The organism is Alistipes sp. 56_sp_Nov_56_25, from assembly GCF_001915285.1.
Lineage (GTDB): Bacteria > Bacteroidota > Bacteroidia > Bacteroidales > Rikenellaceae > Alistipes > Alistipes shahii.
In genome coordinates this window covers 41,698-61,423 of the sequence record NZ_MNQF01000016.1, presented here as the reverse complement: position 1 = coordinate 61,423, position 19,726 = coordinate 41,698, and the positions used below count along the sequence as shown (strand labels likewise).

The 19,726-nt window shown below is 60.8% G+C and carries 14 protein-coding genes; 10 read left to right on the top strand and 4 right to left on the bottom strand.

Features of this window, described 5'->3' with window-relative positions:
• Positions 1-51: 51 nt before the first annotated feature.
• Positions 52-1,446: an arginine decarboxylase gene (locus BHV64_RS06185; RefSeq protein WP_118406507.1), complete on the bottom strand. Its 1,395-nt coding sequence runs from the start codon at positions 1,444-1,446 to the stop codon at positions 52-54.
• Between the two features lie 219 nt (positions 1,447-1,665).
• Between BHV64_RS06185 and BHV64_RS06180 the strand changes: the two genes are divergently transcribed.
• From BHV64_RS06180 to secG, 5 genes are read left to right on the top strand one after another with little or no spacing between them, the layout of a single operon-like run.
• Entirely contained in the window at positions 1,666-2,367 is a 702-nt protein-coding gene (locus BHV64_RS06180) for a hypothetical protein (RefSeq protein ID WP_044054645.1), read from the top strand.
• Positions 2,368-3,591, top strand: a complete 1,224-nt coding sequence (locus BHV64_RS06175) for a sigma-54 interaction domain-containing protein (RefSeq protein WP_288115656.1) — start codon at positions 2,368-2,370, stop codon at positions 3,589-3,591.
• A gap of 28 nt (positions 3,592-3,619) precedes the next feature.
• Entirely contained in the window at positions 3,620-4,156 is a 537-nt protein-coding gene (locus tag BHV64_RS06170; protein WP_022061206.1) for an LptE family protein, read from the top strand.
• Positions 4,157-4,168: 12 nt separating this feature from the next.
• Complete coding sequence (locus BHV64_RS06165; RefSeq protein WP_118406508.1) at positions 4,169-4,663, top strand: hypothetical protein; 495 nt, start codon at positions 4,169-4,171, stop codon at positions 4,661-4,663.
• Between the two features lie 6 nt (positions 4,664-4,669).
• Entirely contained in the window at positions 4,670-5,032 is a 363-nt protein-coding gene (gene secG, locus BHV64_RS06160) for a preprotein translocase subunit SecG (protein ID WP_138265610.1), read from the top strand.
• A 344-nt stretch (positions 5,033-5,376) separates the two neighbouring features.
• Here secG and BHV64_RS06155 read toward each other — a convergent pair whose 3' ends face one another.
• Positions 5,377-7,038, bottom strand: coding sequence for a DUF6377 domain-containing protein (locus BHV64_RS06155; protein ID WP_217727089.1), 1,662 nt, complete (start codon positions 7,036-7,038; stop codon positions 5,377-5,379).
• A 537-nt stretch (positions 7,039-7,575) separates the two neighbouring features.
• Here BHV64_RS06155 and BHV64_RS06150 point away from each other — a divergent pair.
• The 5 genes from BHV64_RS06150 to BHV64_RS06130 all read left to right on the top strand — a co-directional run bounded on the left by BHV64_RS06150 (position 7,576) and on the right by BHV64_RS06130 (position 18,079).
• Complete coding sequence (locus tag BHV64_RS06150) at positions 7,576-10,611, top strand: SusC/RagA family TonB-linked outer membrane protein (protein WP_288115655.1); 3,036 nt, start codon at positions 7,576-7,578, stop codon at positions 10,609-10,611.
• Between the two features lie 21 nt (positions 10,612-10,632).
• Positions 10,633-12,180 carry a RagB/SusD family nutrient uptake outer membrane protein gene (locus BHV64_RS06145; protein WP_149885969.1) on the top strand — a complete coding sequence of 516 codons (1,548 nt, stop codon included), beginning with the start codon at positions 10,633-10,635 and terminating at the stop codon, positions 12,178-12,180.
• A 21-nt stretch (positions 12,181-12,201) separates the two neighbouring features.
• Positions 12,202-13,716 carry a glycoside hydrolase family 30 protein gene (locus tag BHV64_RS06140; RefSeq protein ID WP_138265606.1) on the top strand — a complete coding sequence of 505 codons (1,515 nt, stop codon included), beginning with the start codon at positions 12,202-12,204 and terminating at the stop codon, positions 13,714-13,716.
• A gap of 19 nt (positions 13,717-13,735) precedes the next feature.
• Complete coding sequence (locus tag BHV64_RS06135; RefSeq protein WP_217727085.1) at positions 13,736-15,766, top strand: DUF5125 domain-containing protein; 2,031 nt, start codon at positions 13,736-13,738, stop codon at positions 15,764-15,766.
• Between the two features lie 78 nt (positions 15,767-15,844).
• Positions 15,845-18,079 carry a glycoside hydrolase family 3 C-terminal domain-containing protein gene (locus BHV64_RS06130; protein ID WP_195636555.1) on the top strand — a complete coding sequence of 745 codons (2,235 nt, stop codon included), beginning with the start codon at positions 15,845-15,847 and terminating at the stop codon, positions 18,077-18,079.
• Positions 18,080-18,131: 52 nt separating this feature from the next.
• On the opposite strand, the gene BHV64_RS06125 is transcribed toward BHV64_RS06130, so the two are convergent.
• Together BHV64_RS06125 and cdaA are read right to left on the bottom strand one after the other, a co-directional pair.
• Complete coding sequence (locus tag BHV64_RS06125; protein ID WP_022061215.1) at positions 18,132-18,665, bottom strand: GNAT family N-acetyltransferase; 534 nt, start codon at positions 18,663-18,665, stop codon at positions 18,132-18,134.
• Positions 18,666-18,759: 94 nt separating this feature from the next.
• Positions 18,760-19,560, bottom strand: coding sequence for a diadenylate cyclase CdaA (gene cdaA, locus BHV64_RS06120; protein WP_015545876.1), 801 nt, complete (start codon positions 19,558-19,560; stop codon positions 18,760-18,762).
• Between the last annotated feature and the right edge of the window lie 166 nt (positions 19,561-19,726).

Here is a 19,726-nt window from a genome sequence, read left to right as displayed (position 1 = left end):
AGGGGGATTGTCTGTGCGGTGTATTGCACGCGCCCGTCGGGGCGTTCGGATTTAGTATCCGAGTATTCGGAGCATCGAGCGGTAGGATTGCTCCTTGGCGAACAGGCGCGTGTAATACTCGTTGTCCGACTTGTCGCGGTCGATGATCACGTGCTTGGGTGCGGGGATCAGGCAGTGCTGGATGCCGCCGAAGCCGCCGAGCGACTCCTGGTAGGCTCCCGTGTGGAAAAATCCGATGTACTGCGTGTTGCCCGCTTCGAGTTTGGGCAGGAAGATGGCGCTGGTGTGGCACTCCGAGTTGTAGAAGTCCTCGCTGTCGCAGGTCAGCCCGCCGAGCAGCACGCGCTGGTATTCCTTGTCCCAGTTGTTCACGGCCAGCATGATGTAACGCTGGTTGATGCCCCACGTGTCGGGCAGGGTGGTGATGAACGACGAGTCGATCATGTACCAGTTCTCGCGGTCGTTCTGCTGTTTCTGGTTGACGATCGAGTAGAGCACCGCGCCGCTTTCGCCCACGGTGAACGAGCCGAATTCGGTGAAGATGTTGGGTTCCTCGACGCCGTTGCGTTGGCAGATGTTCTTGATCTGCGCCACGATCTCCTCGGTGAGGTACTCGTAGTCGTATTCGAAGTTGAGCGAGTTCTTGATCGGGAAACCGCCGCCGATGTTGAGGCTGTCCAGCTCGGGACAGATGGCCTTCAGCTCGCAGTAGACGTTCATGCACTTCGACAGCTCGTTCCAGTAGTAGGCCGTGTCCTTGATGCCGGTGTTGATGAAGAAATGCAGCATCTTGAGCTGGAATTTCTTGCTGTTGCGGAGTTTTGCCTTGTAGAAATCGACGATGTCGTTGTAGCGGATTCCCAGCCGCGAGGTGTAGAAGTCGAACTTGGGTTCCTCCTCGCAGGCGATGCGGATGCCGACCTTGCACTTCTTGGTGAACGAGTCCTCGAACAGCTCCAGCTCCTCCTTGTTGTCCAGCACGGGGATCGTGTTCGAGAAACCGTCGTTGACGAGCTGGGCGATATTCTCGACGTACTGCGGGCGTTTGAAACCGTTGCAGATGATGTAGCGGTCCTTGTCGATGATGCCGCCGTCGTAGAGGGCGTTGATGATGTGGATGTCGTAGGCCGACGAGGTTTCCAGATGGATGTCGTTCTTCATGGCCTCTTCCAGCACGAACGAGAAGTGGCTCGACTTGGTGCAGTAGCAATAGTTGTACGAACCCTTGTAGTCGACCTTCGCCATCGCCACGTTGAACATGCGCTTGGCGCGGTTGATCTGCTGGGAGATCTTCGGCAGGTAGGTGATTTTGAGCGGAGTTCCGTACTGTTTGATCAGTTCCATCAGCGGAATGTCGTGGAAATTCAGCTCGTTGTCCTCGACGGAGAACTCATCCTGCGGGAAATCGAACGATTGTTCGATCAGGTCGATGTACTTGTCTTTCATGGCTCGTTCGGTAAAGTTTTTGCAATCCGGCCCGGTTACTTTGCAATTTTCGGGCGAAAGTAGCTCGCCCGGATTTTGGAAAAAATCGGGATGCAAAATAGGCGAATATTTTTCGGATAACCAACACTTTGCCCGATTATTTTGAAAAAGCCCTCCGGAATATTGCTTTTTCCGCTGAAAAAGGGTAATTTTGAACCCGGATTTAAAGGATTTTCAACCGTGCTGATTCATACCCTGATACAATATCTGGAGTCGCACAGGCGGCTCGTCGTACCCCAACTCGGAACGTTCATCGTCAAGGAGCCGGGCCGGAGCGTTGTCTTTTCGGAACTGCTCAAGCGCGACGACGGCGTGCTGCGGGGGCTTCTCCGCGCCGAGGGGATGGGCGAACTGGAGGCCGCGGGCGAGATCGACCGCTTCGTTTTCGAGATCCGCCACGCCGTGGAGCATGGCTCGGAGTACCGCCTGGAGGGCTTCGGGGTGATGAAACCCGGTCCCAATGCGACCATCGCCTTCGTCTACGAGCCGCAACCCGCGTCGGAATCCCCCGCGCAAGAACCGGCTGCCGGGAAACGTCAGCCGCTGCAACCCGAGAAGGTGGCCGAGGCCGTCAAGACGGCTTTCACGGAGCCGCGCGTGTCGACTTCGGCGAAGATGAATCCCGATCCTTCGGTGCGGGGGCTGCGCTACGGCAAGCCGCCGAAGAACACCGATGCCTACCGCTACGTCGACCGCGTGCCGCGCCGCCGCGCCGACCGGTTCATCTGGATCGCCGTGATCGCCGCCCTGCTGGCCGTGGCGGCCATCGCCTTCGGACTTTGGCGCGACGCCCGGGAGAAGCAGGCCGAAAACGAATACATCGAACTTCCGCAGGCGGCGGAACTCCCGTCCGCCGCGTCCCAACCCGAACAACTCGAATAAATGACAGAGATCACCACCGTAAAACAACGCTTCGGCATCATCGGCAACTCCCCGCTTCTGGACAGGGCGCTGGAGGTGGCCCTGCGTGTGGCCCCTACCGACCTGACGGTGCTCGTTACGGGCGAGAGCGGTGTGGGCAAGGAGTTTTTCCCGCAGGTTATCCACGCCTATTCCGCGCGCAAGCACAGCAAATACATCGCCGTCAACTGCGCGGCGATTCCCGAGGGTACGATCGACTCCGAACTGTTCGGCCACGAGAAAGGCTCCTTTACCGGCGCCGTGGAGGCCCGCAAGGGGTATTTCGAGGAGGCTGACGGCGGTACGATCTTCCTGGACGAGGTGGCCGAACTGCCGCATCCGACGCAGGCGCGCCTGCTGCGCGTGCTTCAGACGGGCGAGTATATCCGCGTCGGTTCGTCGAAGGTGCAGAAAACCAACGTCCGCGTGGTCGCCGCCACGAACATGAACCTCCAGGAGGCCATCGCCCAGGGGCGTTTCCGCGAGGACCTTTACTACCGTCTGGGGACGGTCCCCATCACGGTTCCCTCGCTGCGTGAACGCCCGGAGGACATTCCGCTGCTGTTCCGCAAGTTCGCCGCCGACGTGGCCGTGCAGTACCGCATGCCTGCCGTGACGCTCGACGATGCGGCGCGCGAGATGCTGAAGAACTACTACTGGCGGGGCAACATCCGCCAGCTGAAGAACGTCGCCGAGCAGATTTCGGCCATCGAGCAGACCCGGGTGATCACCTCCGAGGTGCTGGCGAAATACCTGCCCCCGCAGGGCGGGGGCGCGCCGATGGCCGCCGGGACGATGCGCATGGACGACACGATGTCGACCGAGCGCGAACTGCTCTACAAGGTGCTGTTCGACATGCGCGCCGACATCAACGACCTCAAGCGGATGATCTCCGAACTGATGAAGGGCGGCGTGCCGTGCCCCGAGCCGGTCCGTGACGTCAAGGCCCTGCTGCCGACCACGGCGCAGAGCAGCTACGTTCCGGCCGTCGCTTCCTATCCCCAGCCTCCGGTCTATGCCGAGAGCGAGAAGGTGACCGACGAGCCGCCCCGCGAGATGACCAAGGCCGACATGCAGCGCGAGCAGATCATCCGCGCCCTGCGCCGCAACAACGGCCGCCGCCGCGAGGCCGCTGCCGAACTTTTTATGTCGGAGCGCACACTATACCGCAAGATAAAGGAGTTAGGAATTGAAGACAATTCCTGACTCCAATTAAAAATTAAGAATTAAAAGAATGCGCAGATTCCGAGATAATTTTTCATTTTTCATTTTCCGTTTTTCATTGCTGGCTATCGCCGCGGTGATGACCGGTTGCGGCGTGTCCATCAAATACTCGCTGTCGGGCGCCTCGATTCCGCCCGACGCCAAGACCTTTTCGGTGGCCTACTTCCCCAACAACGCCACGATGGTGTCGCCGATTTTGAGTTCCACGCTCACCGAGGCGCTGGTCGACATGTTCACGCGCCGCACGCGCCTGATGCAGGTCGACGAGGGCGGCGACTTCGCCTTCGAGGGCGAGATCGTCAACTATACCTCGACGACGGCTTCGGTTTCGAGCGACGACTACGCCCTGCTCAACCGCCTGACGATCACCGTCAAGGTGCGCTTCACCAACGCCCTCGACGAGAAGATGTCGTTCAACCGCACCTTCCAGGCCTACGAGGACTACGACTCCACGAAACTGCTTACGGAGGTCGAAGGCGAGCTGATCCCCCAGATCGTCGACAAGATCGTGACCGACATTTTCCAGGCCGCGGCCTCCAACTGGTAATTCCGACGCGCGATGTCCGACCTGAAAACATACTTTGCGGCGCCCGGCCGGGCGGAGACGCCTTCCGCTGCCGAAGCCGGGGACCTTGCGGTGCGCTTCCCGTGGTTCCTTCCGGGGCGTATCCTGCGCGAGACGCTTACGGGCGAATCCGATCCGCGGGTGGCGCTGACGGCCCCGTGGCGGGCCGAGAGTTCGTTGCGCAGGGCCGCCGTCGACGCCTCGGCGCTCACGCAGCTCTCCTCGGAGGAGATCATCGACCGTTTCCTTCAGGAAGAGGACCTGCGCATCGTCGCCGGCGAGGGCGAACCCGAGGAGGAGGTCGTTCTGCAGCCCGAACTGGACGACGACGACGAGGTGGTCACCGAGGAGCTGGCCGAAATCTATCTCGCTCAAGGCCTTCGGGACAAGTCCGTGGCGATTTATCGCAAATTAAGTTTGCGAAATCCCGAAAAAAGTGTTTACTTTGCCGAACTTATTGGCAAAATAGAAAACAATATTAAAATTTAAGGTAATATGTTATACACGATTTGCATTGCCCTGATACTCGTTGCGAGCGTACTGGTGATCCTGGCGGTATTGGTGCAGAACCCCAAGAGCGGCATGGCCGCCAATTTCGGCGCGTCGAACCAGGTGATGGGGGTGCGCGAGACTACGAACTTCCTGGAGAAATTCACCTGGTCGATGGCTATTGCCATCGTGGTTTTGAGCCTTGCGGCTACGCTGGCCATGGACCGCGGTCTGGTCGCCGACAGCAATTTGGAGATTTCGAAGGACGCCAAGGCGCTTCAGGAGCGGGTCATCGAATCCGAGGCCGCCGCTACGATGCCGCAGGCCGAGATTCCCTCTGCCGGACAGACCGAGCAGCAGGCCGAGTAGCCTCCGCGCTCCGTCCGGAACGCCGGAGGGGGGGGAGACTTCGCCGTTATAGAAGACCGTGGATTCTTTCCGCGGTCTTTTTTTCGCCCGTCCGGAGGAGGTCCCGCATGGGACGATTCATCGGGGGCCGGAACGGTCCCGCAACAGAGACCCCGGAGGGGCCGCCTTGCAATATCCGAGGTTGTTTGCCTCCCGGAACGGGACGGTGAATTCCCGCCCGTGTTTTGCGCCCGGCCGGAACCTCTCCGATTCATGTATTGGAAAAGCCCGCGGGATGCTCCGCGGGCTTTTTTTGTGCCGCTTCGAATCGCTCCGGGAGGAGCCCCCCCCCTGGGCGAAAACGGTCAGAGATGCTGCGGACTGAAAGCCCCGATGGTCTTGATCCGCTCCTCGAAATCGTCGCGCGAGACGAGCGTGTGCCCCTTGATCTTCGACCGGTAGTTGTAGATCGTGCTCACGGAGTAACGCAGCAGCGCGGCGATTTTCGACGAGTCGTTGATGCCCAGCCGGATCAGCGCGAAGATGCGCAGCTCGGTCGTCAGCAGCTCGCCCTTTTTCGGCTCGATGCGCGCCTCCTTGTCCAGCAGGGAGTTGAAATCCTCGATGAACGTGGGGTAGAGTTGCAGGAACGTCGTGTCGAAGTTGCGGTAAAACTCCTCCAGTTCGCGGCTGTCGCCGTCGGTCGGGGAGTACTCCTTCCGCAGTTCGTCGACGCGGCCGTCGCGCAGCAGGCGGCGTACGTGGCGGCGCGAGTCGATGATCTTGTCGATGTACTCCGAGCACATCGTCAGGAAGATGCCGATATACTCCTCCTTCACTTCGTTGGCCTCTGAAATCTGGCTGTTCAGTCCTGCCAGTCGCTTGTTGATGTGCTGGAGGTCTTTGTTCGAGATGTTGAGCCGGTTGTTGGCCTGCTGCAATTCGAGCCGCGCGAGGTTCAGCTTGCGGTTCTGCCGCAGGACGAAGACCACGCCCCCGAGGGCCAGCAGCATGAAGCAGCCGATCGACACGACGAAGATGTTGTACATGGCGTCCATCCGCTGCCGCCGGACCCGGTAGGCCTCTTCGATGACGTGCAGCGCCAGTGCGTCCTGCCACGGGCGGAGCCGCGAATTGAAGAACCGTGCGTCGTCCATCACGATCCGCATGTAACGCATGGCGCGCTGGATGTTGTCGTCGTCGAGCAGCGTGTTGGCGAGGCTTTTCAGTGCGGCGTTGTCGCGGATCGCCAGCTGGATGTCGGTCATCGCCGAGCGTGCGAACCATACCTGCGCCGTGGGCGTGTCGTCCATCAGCTCCGCCACGAGGGCGCGCATGTACGACGCCTCGGCATATTCGCGCGAAAGGGGTTGCAGGGTGCTGCACAGCCGTTCGGAAATCTCCACGGCCTGCGGGTAGTCGCGGGCGCCGATCGCCTGGCGGAGCCGGAAGTTGAGGTGCGTGACCGACTCCGGTTCGGTGTTCTCCACGATCAGCTGGGCGTAGATCACCGTAAGCCGCCACGATTCGTGTCCCTGCGCCGAGTCGTGGGAGTAGAGCTGGAGTTCGTCGTTGAGTTTGTGGCGGGCGATGTAGTAGTCGACCAGCTGCCTGCGGTCCAGCGCCGTGGTGTCGACCAGTTTCAGCATGTTCGCCGCTTCGAGGTAGATACCCGCCGAACTGTACAGGTATGCCAGCTGGATACGGCTCTCGTTGAGGTGTCCCGCGTCGTTCATGCGCGTCGCCAGAGCGATGTTGCGGTAGAGGTAGTCGATGGTCGAATCGGCCTGGTAAGGGGTGTATTCGTCGATCAGCTGCTGGTTGAGGATGTAGCGCTGGGCGTCCGAGAAATCCGATTTCCGGAGGATGTTTTTCAGCGATTCGATCCGCTGTTCGCGTCCGGCGATGTAGGAGTCCCGGTGCGAAAGGGTGGCGTCGAGTTGTGAAAGCACGCTTTTCAGGTCGTTTTGGGCCGAGGCGGCGAGCGTTGCGGCGAGCAGCAGTACGGTTGACAGAAGGTTTCTCATGTGCGGACGGTTCACGGTTTGTTCCTGACAAAGATCGGAAAAAGGACGGATGGTTCCAAGACCGAATCGGGTACGGTGCGGTACTTTCCGGCTGATAAAAGTGTCGTTACGGCACCAAAGATAGGAATAATCCCGGGAAAATCAATACCGGGCGGCGCGCTTTCCGCCGGTCGGACCGTCCGGCCGTTTTTCCCGGCAGGACAGGCGGCCGGCCCGGCGAACGGAACGTGCTCCGGGAGCCGGATTTATTTAAAATATTTTATTATATGCCGTTTCCAGGGTTCCGAGGCGGTTGTGAAAATTCCGATCAATCTACTTTTTTTTGCAATCATCAAATAATTAATATATTGAATATCAAGTAGGTATATTTTTATAAACGGGTTTTGAGTTTACAATTTGCTGTTTAAATTTTTTTCATGTCGCGGAGGATAGTTACTTTTATTTAAACGGAAATAAGGCGATGAAGTGTCGATTTTTTAAGAACTGCGCCTTACCTATTTATAATATTAACTTAAAACTTAAAAACCTTAAATTCCTATGGCACATTTTTGCAAGAAACTGCAAGCGGACTGCCGGAGAGGGTGGATGCTGGCACTGACGGCGATGCTGATCGTCTTTGCGCCGGCGGCCTTCGCCCAGTCGGCGCCGACAGTGACGGGAACGGTCACCGACCAGTCGGGACAGCCCGTTATCGGAGCCACGATCATCGAGCAGGGAACTACGAACGGCGCTACGACGGGCGTGGACGGCTCTTATTCCCTCAAACTGCGAGGGGGGGGGAATTCTGCTAACCTGATTTTCCAGTCGCTCGGATTCGTTTCGCAGACGGTCGCCGTGAACGGCCGCACGAAGATCGACGTGAAACTCGCCGAAGACGCCGTGGCCCTCGACGCCGTGGTGGCGATCGGTTACGGCACGGTCAAGCAGAAGGACCTCACGACGGCCGTTTCGGTCGTCAAGACCGACGACCTGGCCCGCCGCCCGATCACCTCGGCCTCGGGCGCCCTTCAGGGCAAAGCCGCCGGCGTGCAGGTCATTCAGCCCAACGGCTCGCCCGGACAGGGCATGGTGGTCCGCGTCCGCGGCGCTTCGTCCATCTCGTCGAGCAACGACCCGCTCTATGTGGTCGACGGCGTTCCCGTGGGCGAAGGAAACTACGCCATCGCTTACCTCTCTCCCAACGAAATCGAGTCGATGCAGGTGCTGAAGGACGCCTCGTCGGCCGCCATCTACGGTTCGCGCGCCGCCAACGGCGTGGTGCTCATCACCACCAAGCAGGGCAGCCGGAAACGGGGCCCCGAGATTTCGTTCTCGACCTTCGTCGGCATTTCGAAGGTGACCAAGAGCTACGACGTGCTCAATGCCCGGCAGTACCGCGACCTGATGGAGGAGAACGGCGCCGTGTCGGGGCTTCCGGCCGATCTGACCGACCGGACCGACTGGTTCGACGAAACCTACTCGACGGGCGTCAACCAGAACTACCAGTTCTCGGTCTCCAACGGCGATGAAAACTCGTCCTATTACCTCGGCGGCGGCTACACCAACGAAAAGGGCATCATCAACACCACCTCTTCGGACCGTTACAACGTGAAGGCCAGCTTCGACAAGAAGATTTTCAAATGGGTTTCGGCCAACGCCTCGACGACTTTCTCGCACTACACCACCAAGGGCACGATCATCTCGGGGCAGGGCGCCAACCGCGCCGGCGTGGTGGTGTCGGCCATCACGACCCCGACCTACGCGCCGATCTGGGACCCCGAGAATCCCCAGCAGTTCTACAATAATTTTTACGGCGCCAACCTCACCTCGCCGCGTGAGAACATGGCCCGCACGGATTACAACCAGGATGTCACCGACCGCCTGCTGCTCTCCGGCGGCCTGACGTTCTACCTGGCCAAGGATCTGACCTTCAAGTCGACGGTTTCGATGGACCGCCGCTGGGTCCACTCGTCGTCGTTCCTCGACCCGATCCGCACCTCCTACGGACGGACGCAGCACGGAACCGCCTCGGACACCCGTTCCGACGATATGCGCATGATTTACGACAACATCCTGACCTGGAACAAATCGTTCGACCGCCACAGCCTCGAAGTGATGGCCGGCACGTCGGCCACGACCTCCGTGTGGGAGCAGTTGAGCGGCTCGCGCTCCTATTTCTCCTCGACCAACAACAACGCCATTCCCAACCTGAACGGCGGTAACAACGGCGGCGTCCGCGGCCAGAGCTACGGCAAATCGGAGTGGTCGATCATGTCCTATCTGGCGCGCGTGTCGTACAACTACGACAGCAAGTACCTCGTGACGGCCAATTTCCGCGCCGACGGTTCCTCGAAGCTGGCTCCCGGCCACCGCTGGGGTTACTTCCCCTCGTTCTCGGCCGCGTGGCGTATCTCGGGAGAGAAGTTCCTGCGCGACGTGTCGTGGATCAACGACCTGAAACTGCGCGCCGGCTGGGGACAGACCGGTAACCAGGCGGGTCTGGCGGAGTACGGCTGGATGCAGCAGTACAGCACCAACTACTACGACTGGACGCTGACCGAGAACGCGCAGGCCGTGCCGACGGTCGGCGGTCGCAGCAACATCAAGAACGAGGACCTTACGTGGGAGACCTCTTCGCAGACCAACGTCGGACTCGATTTCGCGCTGCTGAACAACCGTTTGAGCCTCTCGCTCGACTATTACTACAAGTACACCAAGGACATGCTGATGAGCGTGCCTCTGCCCTCGCCCTATCCCAACATCACGCGCAACGACGGCGAGATGTCGAACCAGGGCTTCGAGATCACCCTTTCGTCGGTCAACATCGCCCGGAAGGATTTCAACTGGTCGACCGACCTGAACGTTTCGCTCAACCGCAACAAGGTCGAAAAACTCAACCTGAAGCAGGTATACTACTACGCCACGACCTCCGACGCGACCAACGACAACGTCGTGCGCATGACTCCGGGCCACCCGCTTTCGATGTTCTGGGGCTATGTCTCCAAGGGGGTCGATCCCGAGACGGGCGACCTGGTTTACGAGGACCGCAACGGCGACGGCGAGATCACGCCGCTGGACAAGACCTGGATCGGCAACGCCAATCCCAAGTTCACCTTCGGCATGACCAACAACTTCTCGTGGAAGGGGCTTAACCTGAACATTCTGATCACGGGCTCCTACGGCAACGACATCTTCAACGCCTCGCGCATCGAGACCGAGGGCATGGCTTCGGCCAACAACCAGACCACCACGGTCCTGCGGCGCTGGCGCATTCCGGGCCAGCAGACCGACGTGTTCCGCTCGGACAACCCCGCCTGGAACGTGAAGAATTCGTCCTACTGGGTCGAGGACGGCTCCTACCTCAAGGTGAAGAACATCACCCTGTCGTACGACATCACCTCGCCGAAGCTCACGCGCATCAACATCACGCGCATCCAGCCTTACATTTCGCTCCAGAACTTCATCACCTGGACCGGCTATTCGGGCTACGATCCCGAGGTGAGCCAGTCGGAAAGCGCCACGCAAATGGGCATCGACTGGGGAACCTATCCCAACGTGCGCACGGTCGTCGTGGGTCTGAATCTTACTTTCTAACCGCTGAAAAAAGAACCGATTATGAAAAAGATATTTTTAATTGCCGCGGGTCTCTCGCTGGGGGTTGCCACCACGTCGTGCAGCCTTGAGAAATTCCCCGAGACGATGTATGCCGAGAACAACACCTCCGGCACGGGCGACAGCGAGACGGCCATCAACACCCGCGAACTGCTCGAAGGCCAGCTTACGGCCATGTACAACTACATGAAGGGCGACCTCCAGACCTACTGGTATCAGCTGACCACGCTCGCCGAGGCGCGCGCCGACAATGCCTACGGCGGCAACATGGCCGAGACGAAGGTCGTCAGCGTCGAGTCGAACCACATCGACAGCGACAACGAATTCGCCTCGAACCTGTGGAACTACTCGATGAACGCCGTGGACTATGCCAACCAGGTCATCTGCAACATCGATCTGGTGAAGGAGAACGATCCGTCGCTCACCGACAAGGAGTACCAGGAGTGGCTCTCCGAAGCGCTCTGCTGGCGCGCCTATATCTGGATGAACATGATGCAGCTTTTCGGAGAAATCCCGATGCTGACCGAAATCCCGCCCGCCATCAACGCCGGGAACGTCGAGGAGGTCTATCCGCTATATTTCCCGGCCCGCGTGTCGAAGCAGACCGTCGGCGAGCAGATCGTCAAGGACATCGAGGAGTATGCCTGCAAATACGCCCCCGACATGGACGCTTCGAACAAATTCCGCATCACCAAGGGCTTCGCCTACGGCCTGATGGCCCGTTTCTACTCCATGCGCGAGTTCCGCGACTGGTCGAAGGTCGTCTCGGCCTGCGAAGCGGTCGAAGGGATGGGGTACAGCCTTTGCGACAAGTACGGCGACCTGTGGGCCTACACCACCGGCGATACGGGCATGGCTGCGATGAACACCCGCGAGTCGATTTTCGAGGTGCAGTGGACCAGCCAGACCTCGGGTTCGTGGATGTGGATGATGTTCCACCGCAACGCCTATGTCCCGGGCGACAGTTTCTCGTGGGCCAAGTGGTGCACGCCGTCGCGTAACCTGACGAAGGCTTACGACGCCGAGGGCGACACCGAGCGCAAGAATGCGTCGGTCGTCTACGACGAATGCGGTTGGTCGTACCACTATCCGAGCGACGAATACGCTTTCATGCACAAGTTCCCGACCAACGTGACCCCGGTTTACCTGATGCGTCTGGCCGAGATCCGGCTCCTGCATGCCGAAGCGCTGGCCAATATGGACGATCCGGGAGGCGCCGCCGACATCGTGGACGAGATCCGCGGCCGCGCCGGCATTGGCAAGCTGACTGCGGCGCAGCGCGCGTCGGCCGACCTGATGCGTGAAGCCGTGCTCCACGAACGCCGTCTGGAACTGGCCATGGAGGGCTTCCGCTGGTTCGACCTGATGCGTTACGGCGACGACTATTCGAAACTGTTCGAAATTTGCGACGGCGTCAACATCAAAGGCTCGGCGTCCTACGACTCCTACTTCCAGACCCGCCGCGCGATGAACGACAACCGCGTGCTGATGCCGGTGCCGACTTCAGTGCTGGAGGATAACACCAACATCGAACAAAACCTGGGCTATTAACCTTAAAATTGCGATTCTGCCATGAAATTTACGATCAATAACAACCTGCGCCTGCTGACCTGCCCGCTGCTGCTCGCCGGAGCCGTATGCTGTTCCAGCGGGAACGATGGCGACACGCCGGCTCCCGGTCCTGGCCCCGATCCCTCGCCCGTGACGGGCGATGTTCTCGCCTACGTCACCTCGGCCGACGGCAACCGCCTGTTCACGGAGGAGGGACTCGACTACTCGAAGGTCTCGATGTCGCCCTACCGGGTCACGATCGACCCCTCGACGACCTACCAGACCGTCGACGGTTTCGGCCCGGCCATCACCGGCGCCACGTGCTACAACCTGCTGCAAATGTCGCAGGCCGACCGCACGGCGATCCTCCGGAAGTGCTTCGACCCCGAGACCGGAGCCGGTTTCAGCTTTATCCGCGTGCATATCGGCGGCTCGGACTTCTCGATGGACGAATACACCTGCTGCGACCGGGAGGGCATCGAATTCTTCGCCATTCCCGCCGTGGAGAAGGATGGCATCTTTCCGGTGCTGAAAGAGATTCTGGAGATCAATCCCGAAATCAAGATCATGGGTTCGCCGTGGTCGTGCCCCAAATGGATGAAGGGCACGGTCGCCGACCCCTCGAAACCCTACGATTCGTGGACCGGCGGTCGTCTCAATCCCGCCTATTACGACGATTACGCCGAGTATTTCGTGCAGTGGGTGACCGAGATGGAGGAGTACGGATTCCCGATCTATGCCATCACGATGCAGAACGAGCCGCTGAACAAGGGCAATTCGATGTCGCTCTACATGCCGTGGGAGGACCAGCTGGCCTTCGTCAAGAAGCTCGGCCCGGCATTCCGCAAGGCGGGCATCGACACCAAGATCCTCTGCTACGACCACAACTACAACTACGATAACGTCGCCGGCCAGCAGAACTACCCGCTCAACATCTACGCCGACGCCGATGCTGCGCAGTGGGTCGATGGCTCGGCCTGGCACAACTATGGGGGCAGCGTGAGCGAGCTGGACAACATCCGCGCCGCCGCGCCCGACAAGACGATCTACTTCACCGAGGCTTCGATCGGCACGTGGAACTACAATTTCGAGAGCTGCGTGATCGACGACTTTGAGTCGATCTTCCTGGGGACGTTGAGCCGCTACGGCAAAGGGGTTCTGCTGTGGAACCTGATGCTCGACGACAAGGGCGCTCCGAACCGCCCCGGAGGCTGTACGACTTGCTACGGGGCCATCGAGATCAGTTCGTCGGATTACAAGACGCTCAAGTACAACAGCCACTATTACGACCTGGCCCAGTGCGCCAAGGTCATCCGGCCGGGTGCCGTGCGCATCGGCGCGTCGGGTTACACGGCGTCGGGGCTGACCTACCTGGCCTTCCGGAATCCCGACGGATCGAAAGCCTTCGTGGCGCTCAACAGGAGCGCCGGCGAACAGACCGTCGCCGTGTATGAAAACGCCGACCGTTCGTTCAAATACACCATCCCGGCCAAGTCGATCGCCTCGTTCCGCTGGGGCGCCGGAGCCGAAAACTAACCTTTAAAATTCGCAGAACATGAAAACGCTGAAATACATCGCACTGTCGCTGCTCGTCGCTGCCTCGACGACGGCGTGCAAGGACGATCCCGAACTGCTCACCACCGACGTCGGTCCCGAGATGACCGTCGTTTCGGCCGATGCGTCGGGCGTCTACGGCGGCAAGGTCGACTTCGAGGTGACGATGACCGACCGCTATGCGCTCTCGACGCTCAAGGCGCAGGTATTCTTCGACGACGAGATGGTCGCCGAGGAGGTGATCCGCACCAAAAGCGACGGAACCTACACGGGGGCTGTGACGCTTCCCTTCTACAAGAACATTCCCGACGGCGAGGCCACGCTGCGCTTCGTGGGGCAGAACGTGCGCTTCGGAACGACGACCGTCGACCGGCCGCTCGCCGTATCGCGTCCCAAGCCCGCCTACCTGACGTTCTTCCTCGATGACGCGGAGTACCGCATGGAGCCTACGGGTAACGACTACGAATACGCCGTGACGGACGAGTTCCCGCAGAAGCCGCAGGGCTATATCGCGACGCCCGAACTCGACGCCGCTGGCTCGGTGGTGACCTTCGGCTACGACTCTGGAGCCGGCGGCATCGTCTCCGATTCCACCGACGCCATTCCCTTCGCCAATTCGAATGCCGGGGAGTTCACGATCACCTTCAACCTGCTGACCTTCGAGGGTTCTCCTTTCATCAAACTGCTCTTCGGCGAGACGGAGATGACGATGGTCGACAATGACAATTACAGCATCGTCACCACGCTGACCAAGGGCCGGACCTACACGCTGACGGGCGTTTCGGACTTCGCCGACTGGGATGTGGACCGCGATTTCTTCGAACGCGCCGATGTTTCCGATCCCGAGACGCTGACCTTCCTGCCGATGACGGGCATGTACAAGGTGACGGCCAATTTCAAGCACCGCTACCTGAAGATCGAGGCCATGAAGTCGGCGACGGAGCTTGCCACGCTCAACGACGACGGTTCGGGAGCCATCTGGGCCATCGGCGGCATGGAGGTCGGCAAGCCGACGCTGAAAAACGCCGCCAGCTGGAGTCCCGAGGACGGGGGCTTGTGTCTGGCGCGCGTCGCCGACAAGAAGTACCAGCTGACGCTCGTTGCGGGAATCTCGCTCAACGCCTCTTCGTTCGACTTCAAGTTCTTCCACCAGAAGACCTGGGGCGGGGAATTCGGCGGCAAGGACATTTCGACCGCGAGCGATTTGGTGAAGATCAGCGATTCGGGCAACCTGGGCCTGGTGGAGGGCAAGACGCTCGACCTGGGCGGCATCTACCGCTTCACGGTGGACATCACGGGCGGCAATACGGCGGCCGTGCTGACCGTCGAGAAGGTGGGCGAGCAACAGCTTCCGCCGGCCGACATCACTGTCAACGGAACGCCGATGGCTCAGCTCGACGTGGACAACTACCAGCTGGACCTCGACCTGACGCAGGGCCAGACGCTGACGCTGGGCGGCGCCGACGCCTTCACGCCGGCGTGGATCAATCCCGACTTCTTCGAGGCGGCCTCCGCGACGAGCGTCAAGCTGGTCCCCGTCACGGGCAAATACCGCATCACGGCCAATCTGGCGACCCGGGTGATTGATGCGCTGGTGCTCAACGCCGACGGCTCGGGGCTTGCCACGTTGAGCGACGACGGCCACGGGGCGGTTTATTTCATCGGCTACGGCATCGGTTCGCCCGCGGCCGTGAACGAACCGGGCTGGACCACCGAAAAGGGCGTCTGCGTGCCCGAATCCGCTCCCGGCATCTACACGATGACGGCCCAGGCGGGTCTGGAAGGCAGCACGACCCTCGGACAGCGTTTCCGCGTGAGCGGCTGGAGCGGCAAGTTCTTCCGGAACCGCGGCTGGGACGGTCTGGGAGCCTTCACGCTGGCGCCGGGCGCCGAGGCGTTCTTCTCGATCGCCGGGAACGGCAACATCGAGATCGCCTCGGGAGTCACCCTTGAGGAGGGCGCGACCTATCGTCTGACACTCGACGTGACGGCGGGAAAAGACAACCCCGTTTTGTCGCTGGTTAAGAAATAATCGTTAATTTTGCAAACGGAGTGCGCGGCCTCTCGACTGTGCACTCCGTTTGTGAATATGCACTAATCCATTCCAGACATGAAAAATAAAATTCTGTTGAAGAGTCTCGCCGGGCTGTGCGCCCTGGCGGCGGTCGCCTGCGGAGGCGGGCCGGGGCCGCAGGGCAGCGTCGCCGTCTACCTCGACGAGTCGCAGCCGATCGAAAAGCGGGTCGAAGACGCCCTTTCGCGCATGACCCTCGAAGAGAAGGTCGCCATCCTGCATGCGCAGTCGAAATTCTCGTCGGCGGGCGTTCCGCGCCTGGGCATTCCCGAGGTGTGGTGCACCGACGGCCCTCACGGCATCCGCCCCGAGGTCCTGTGGGACGAATGGGACCAGGCCGGCTGGACGAACGACTCCTGCACGGCTTTCCCGGCGCTGACGTGCCTTGCCGCGACGTGGAATCCCGAAATGTCGGCGCTGTATGGCAAATCCATCGGCGAGGAGGCGCGCTACCGCGAGAAGGACATCCTGCTGGGACCCGGCGTGAACATCTACCGCACGCCGCTCAACGGCCGCAATTTCGAGTACATGGGCGAGGATCCCTACCTCTCCTCGCGGATGGTCGTTCCCTACATCGAGGAGGTGCAGAAGAACGGCGTTGCCGCCTGCGTGAAACATTTCGCACTCAATAACCAGGAGGCCCACCGTCACGGCATCGACGTCGAGGTCGACGACCGTGCGTTGAACGAGATCTACCTCCCGGCGTTTAAAGCCGCCGTTCAGGAGGGCGGCGCATGGGCCGTCATGGGCGCCTACAATAAATACAAGGGAGAGCATTGCTGCCACAACCGCTACCTGCTGAACGACATTCTGAAACGCGACTGGGCCTTCGACGGCGTGGTCGTCTCCGACTGGGGCGGCACGCACGACACGAAGCAGGCCGCCGAGAACGGTCTCGACATGGAGTTCGGTTCGTGGACCGACGGTTTGAGCTGGGGTGCCAGCAACGCCTACGACAACTATTACCTCGCCGCCCCCTACCTCGATATGCTCCGCAAGGGCGAGGCTTCGACGGCGACGCTCGACGACAAGGCGCGCCGGGTGCTGCGGCTGATTTTCCGCACGGCGATGAACACCCGCAAACCGTTCGGGTCGCTCAATTCGCCCGAACATCTGGCCGCTGCGCGCCGTATCGCCGGCGAGGGCATGGTGCTGCTGAAAAACGAGGGCGGGGTGCTGCCCATCGACCTCGGGCGTGCGAAAACCATCGCCGTCGTGGGCGAGAATGCGATCAAGATGATGACCGTGGGCGGCGGCTCCTCGTCGCTCAAGGTGCGGCACGAATATACGCCGCTCGAAGGCATCCGCGCCGCTGCGGCCGGCAAAGCCGAGGTGATCTACGAACGCGGCTACGTCGGCGACGTGACGGGCGACTACAACGGGGTGAAGACCGGGCAGGATTTGAGCGAGAGCCGTTCCGAGGCGCAGCTGATCGCCGATGCCGCGGCCGCGGCCCGCAAGGCCGACGCGGTGATCTTCGTCGGGGGGCTGAACAAGAGCAACCACCAGGACTGCGAAGGCGACGACCGCCTGCAATACGGCCTGCCGTATGCGCAGGACAAAGTGATCGGGGCGCTGGCCGAAGCCAATCCCAATCTGGCGGTGGTGATCGTCTCGGGCAACGCCGTGGCGATGCCGTGGATCGACCGTGTTCCGGCGGTGCTGGAGGCGTGGTTCTCGGGTTCCGAGGCGGGCAATGCGCTTGCCGACGTGGTGTTCGGTGCGGTGAACCCTTCGGGCAAGCTGCCCTTCACGTTCCCCGTGCGGCTGGAGGACAACGGCGCGCATGCGCTGGGCGAATACCCGGGCGCGGACAAGGTGAAGTATAACGAGAGCATCTTCGTCGGTTACCGCTGGCACGACAAGGAGCAGCTCAAGCCGCTGTTCGCCTTCGGCCACGGGTTGAGCTACACCGCCTTCGCCGTCGGCAACGTGAAGGCCGACCGTACGACGCTCGCCCCGAACGGCAGCATCCGTATTTCGGCCGACGTGACCAACACGGGCGACCGTGCGGGCGCCGAGGTCGTGCAGCTTTACATCGGCGACGAGCAGTCGTCGCTGCCGCGTCCCGTGAAGGAGCTGAAAGGTTTTCAGAAAGTTTCGCTGAATCCCGGGCAGACGCAGACCGTGACTTTCGAGATCACCCCCGGGATGTTGCAGTACTACGACGACGCAAAGGGTGCGTGGGTGGCCGAGCCGGGCGCGTTCACGGCCTATGTGGGCGCCGCGTCGGACGATATTCGCGGCACGGTGGAATTCGAGTTGAAATGATTCCGCAGCCGGAAAGGAGAAGTCCGCGACCTCTGACAGGTCGCGGACTTTTTCATTGTTCGGTCCGGATGCGATAGAGGGCGTGCCTGCGCAGGGGATGCCCCTCGGGCAGGGCGGGGTGGTCGAACTCTCCGACGCACGTCATGCCGAGCTTCTGCATCACGCGCCGGGAACGCCCGTTTCCGACGAACGTGAAGGCGACCAGTTCCGGAATGCCGAGTTTCGCGGCGTGTGCGATGCATGCCCGGGCCGCCTCAGTGGCGTAACCCTGGCCCCAGGCGTCGTGCCGCAGCCGCCAGAGTATCTCGACCTGGCCCTCCAGCCCGCCGGAGAACGTCACGCGGTGCAGTCCGGTGAATCCCAGCAGCTCTCCGTCCGAAAGACGTTCGACGGCATACGGACCGAATCCTTCGGTCGAAAACTCGTCGCGGATGCGGTCGAGTAGGTCGGCCGACTCTTCGGCGGTGAGCGTCGCGGGGAAATACTCCATGACCCGCTCGTCGGCGTTCATGGCGGCGAAAGCCGGCTGGTCTTCCTCCCGCCATGCGCGCAGTGCGAGGCGGGCCGTTCGGGACGGGTAAAGCATACTTGCTTGTTTTGGGTGTTCGGGGAGTGTCGCGGAAGCGCGGAACGGAATGGCCGGTCCGGAAACCTTCTGCCGCCCCTGAATCCGGCGCCGCTTATTCGGCGACCTCCTTTTTCGAGCGTTTGCGCGTGTTGATCGTCAGGTAGCGTTGCAGGGTTTGCTGTAACCGCACGGGGTCGATGTTCAGACGGATTTCGCCGCCCTGTGCGATCGAGATGTCGCCCGTCTCCTCCGAGACGACGACGATGATGGCGTCCGAAATCTCGCTCATGCCGATCGCCGCGCGGTGCCGCGTGCCGAACGACTTGGGCACGTCGCTCTGCGTCACCGGGAGGATGCACTTGGCCGCCACGATCCGGTCGCCCTCGATCAGCGCCGCGCCGTCGTGCAGCGGGGCGTTCTTGAAGAAGATGTTCTTGATCAGCGACGTCGACACCTTGGCGTCGAGGGCGATGCCGCCTTCGGCGATCAGCCGCAGGTCACTCTGCTGACCGATGACGATGAGCGCCCCGGTCTTCGTCTCGGACATCTCGCGGCAGGCCGTGACGATCGGCACGACGTTGGTCTGCACGGTGTCCTCGCCCGTCGAGAAGATGCGGGTGATGAAGTTGAAATGTTTCTGGCGCATGCCGATCATCTGCAGGAAGCGCCGCAGTTCGGGCTGGAAGACGATGATCAGCGCGATGGCTCCCACCGAGATCAGCTGTCCGAGGATCGTCGACAGCAGCTCCATGTTCAGCGCCCGGACGACCACCCACAGCAGGTAGACGGCGATGATTCCCGAGAGAATGTACGGCGCATTGGTCCCCTTGGTCATGCGGTAAATCCAGTACATGATCACGGCCACCAGAATGATGTCTATCAGGTCGACGAATGTGAACGGAACGAATCCCATCGTGTATCAGAAAATTTATCAGGTTTCAGTTATCGGACAAAGATACGAAAAAGTTGGGCCGCTGCAAAACCGGACCGCATGCGATTCGGCAAAACGCCGCGACTTCCCGACAGTGTCGTTACGACGCCCAAGATATAAAAAATACCGACTTCCGCCGTGCGGGGAA

What these genes read in the sequence shown, in the direction of transcription:
- BHV64_RS06185 (WP_118406507.1), bottom strand. Translation starts at nt 1,446, where the DNA reads ATGAAAGACAAGTACATCGACCTGATCGAACAATCGTTCGATTTCCCG.
- BHV64_RS06175 (WP_288115656.1), top strand. Translation starts at nt 2,368, where the DNA reads ATGACAGAGATCACCACCGTAAAACAACGCTTCGGCATCATCGGCAAC.
- BHV64_RS06170 (WP_022061206.1), top strand. Translation starts at nt 3,620, where the DNA reads ATGCGCAGATTCCGAGATAATTTTTCATTTTTCATTTTCCGTTTTTCA.
- BHV64_RS06165 (WP_118406508.1), top strand. Translation starts at nt 4,169, where the DNA reads ATGTCCGACCTGAAAACATACTTTGCGGCGCCCGGCCGGGCGGAGACG.
- secG (WP_138265610.1), top strand. Translation starts at nt 4,670, where the DNA reads ATGTTATACACGATTTGCATTGCCCTGATACTCGTTGCGAGCGTACTG.
- BHV64_RS06155 (WP_217727089.1), bottom strand. Translation starts at nt 7,038, where the DNA reads ATGAGAAACCTTCTGTCAACCGTACTGCTGCTCGCCGCAACGCTCGCC.
- BHV64_RS06150 (WP_288115655.1), top strand. Translation starts at nt 7,576, where the DNA reads ATGGCACATTTTTGCAAGAAACTGCAAGCGGACTGCCGGAGAGGGTGG.
- BHV64_RS06145 (WP_149885969.1), top strand. Translation starts at nt 10,633, where the DNA reads ATGAAAAAGATATTTTTAATTGCCGCGGGTCTCTCGCTGGGGGTTGCC.
- BHV64_RS06140 (WP_138265606.1), top strand. Translation starts at nt 12,202, where the DNA reads ATGAAATTTACGATCAATAACAACCTGCGCCTGCTGACCTGCCCGCTG.
- BHV64_RS06135 (WP_217727085.1), top strand. Translation starts at nt 13,736, where the DNA reads ATGAAAACGCTGAAATACATCGCACTGTCGCTGCTCGTCGCTGCCTCG.
- BHV64_RS06130 (WP_195636555.1), top strand. Translation starts at nt 15,845, where the DNA reads ATGAAAAATAAAATTCTGTTGAAGAGTCTCGCCGGGCTGTGCGCCCTG.
- BHV64_RS06125 (WP_022061215.1), bottom strand. Translation starts at nt 18,665, where the DNA reads ATGCTTTACCCGTCCCGAACGGCCCGCCTCGCACTGCGCGCATGGCGG.
- cdaA (WP_015545876.1), bottom strand. Translation starts at nt 19,560, where the DNA reads ATGGGATTCGTTCCGTTCACATTCGTCGACCTGATAGACATCATTCTG.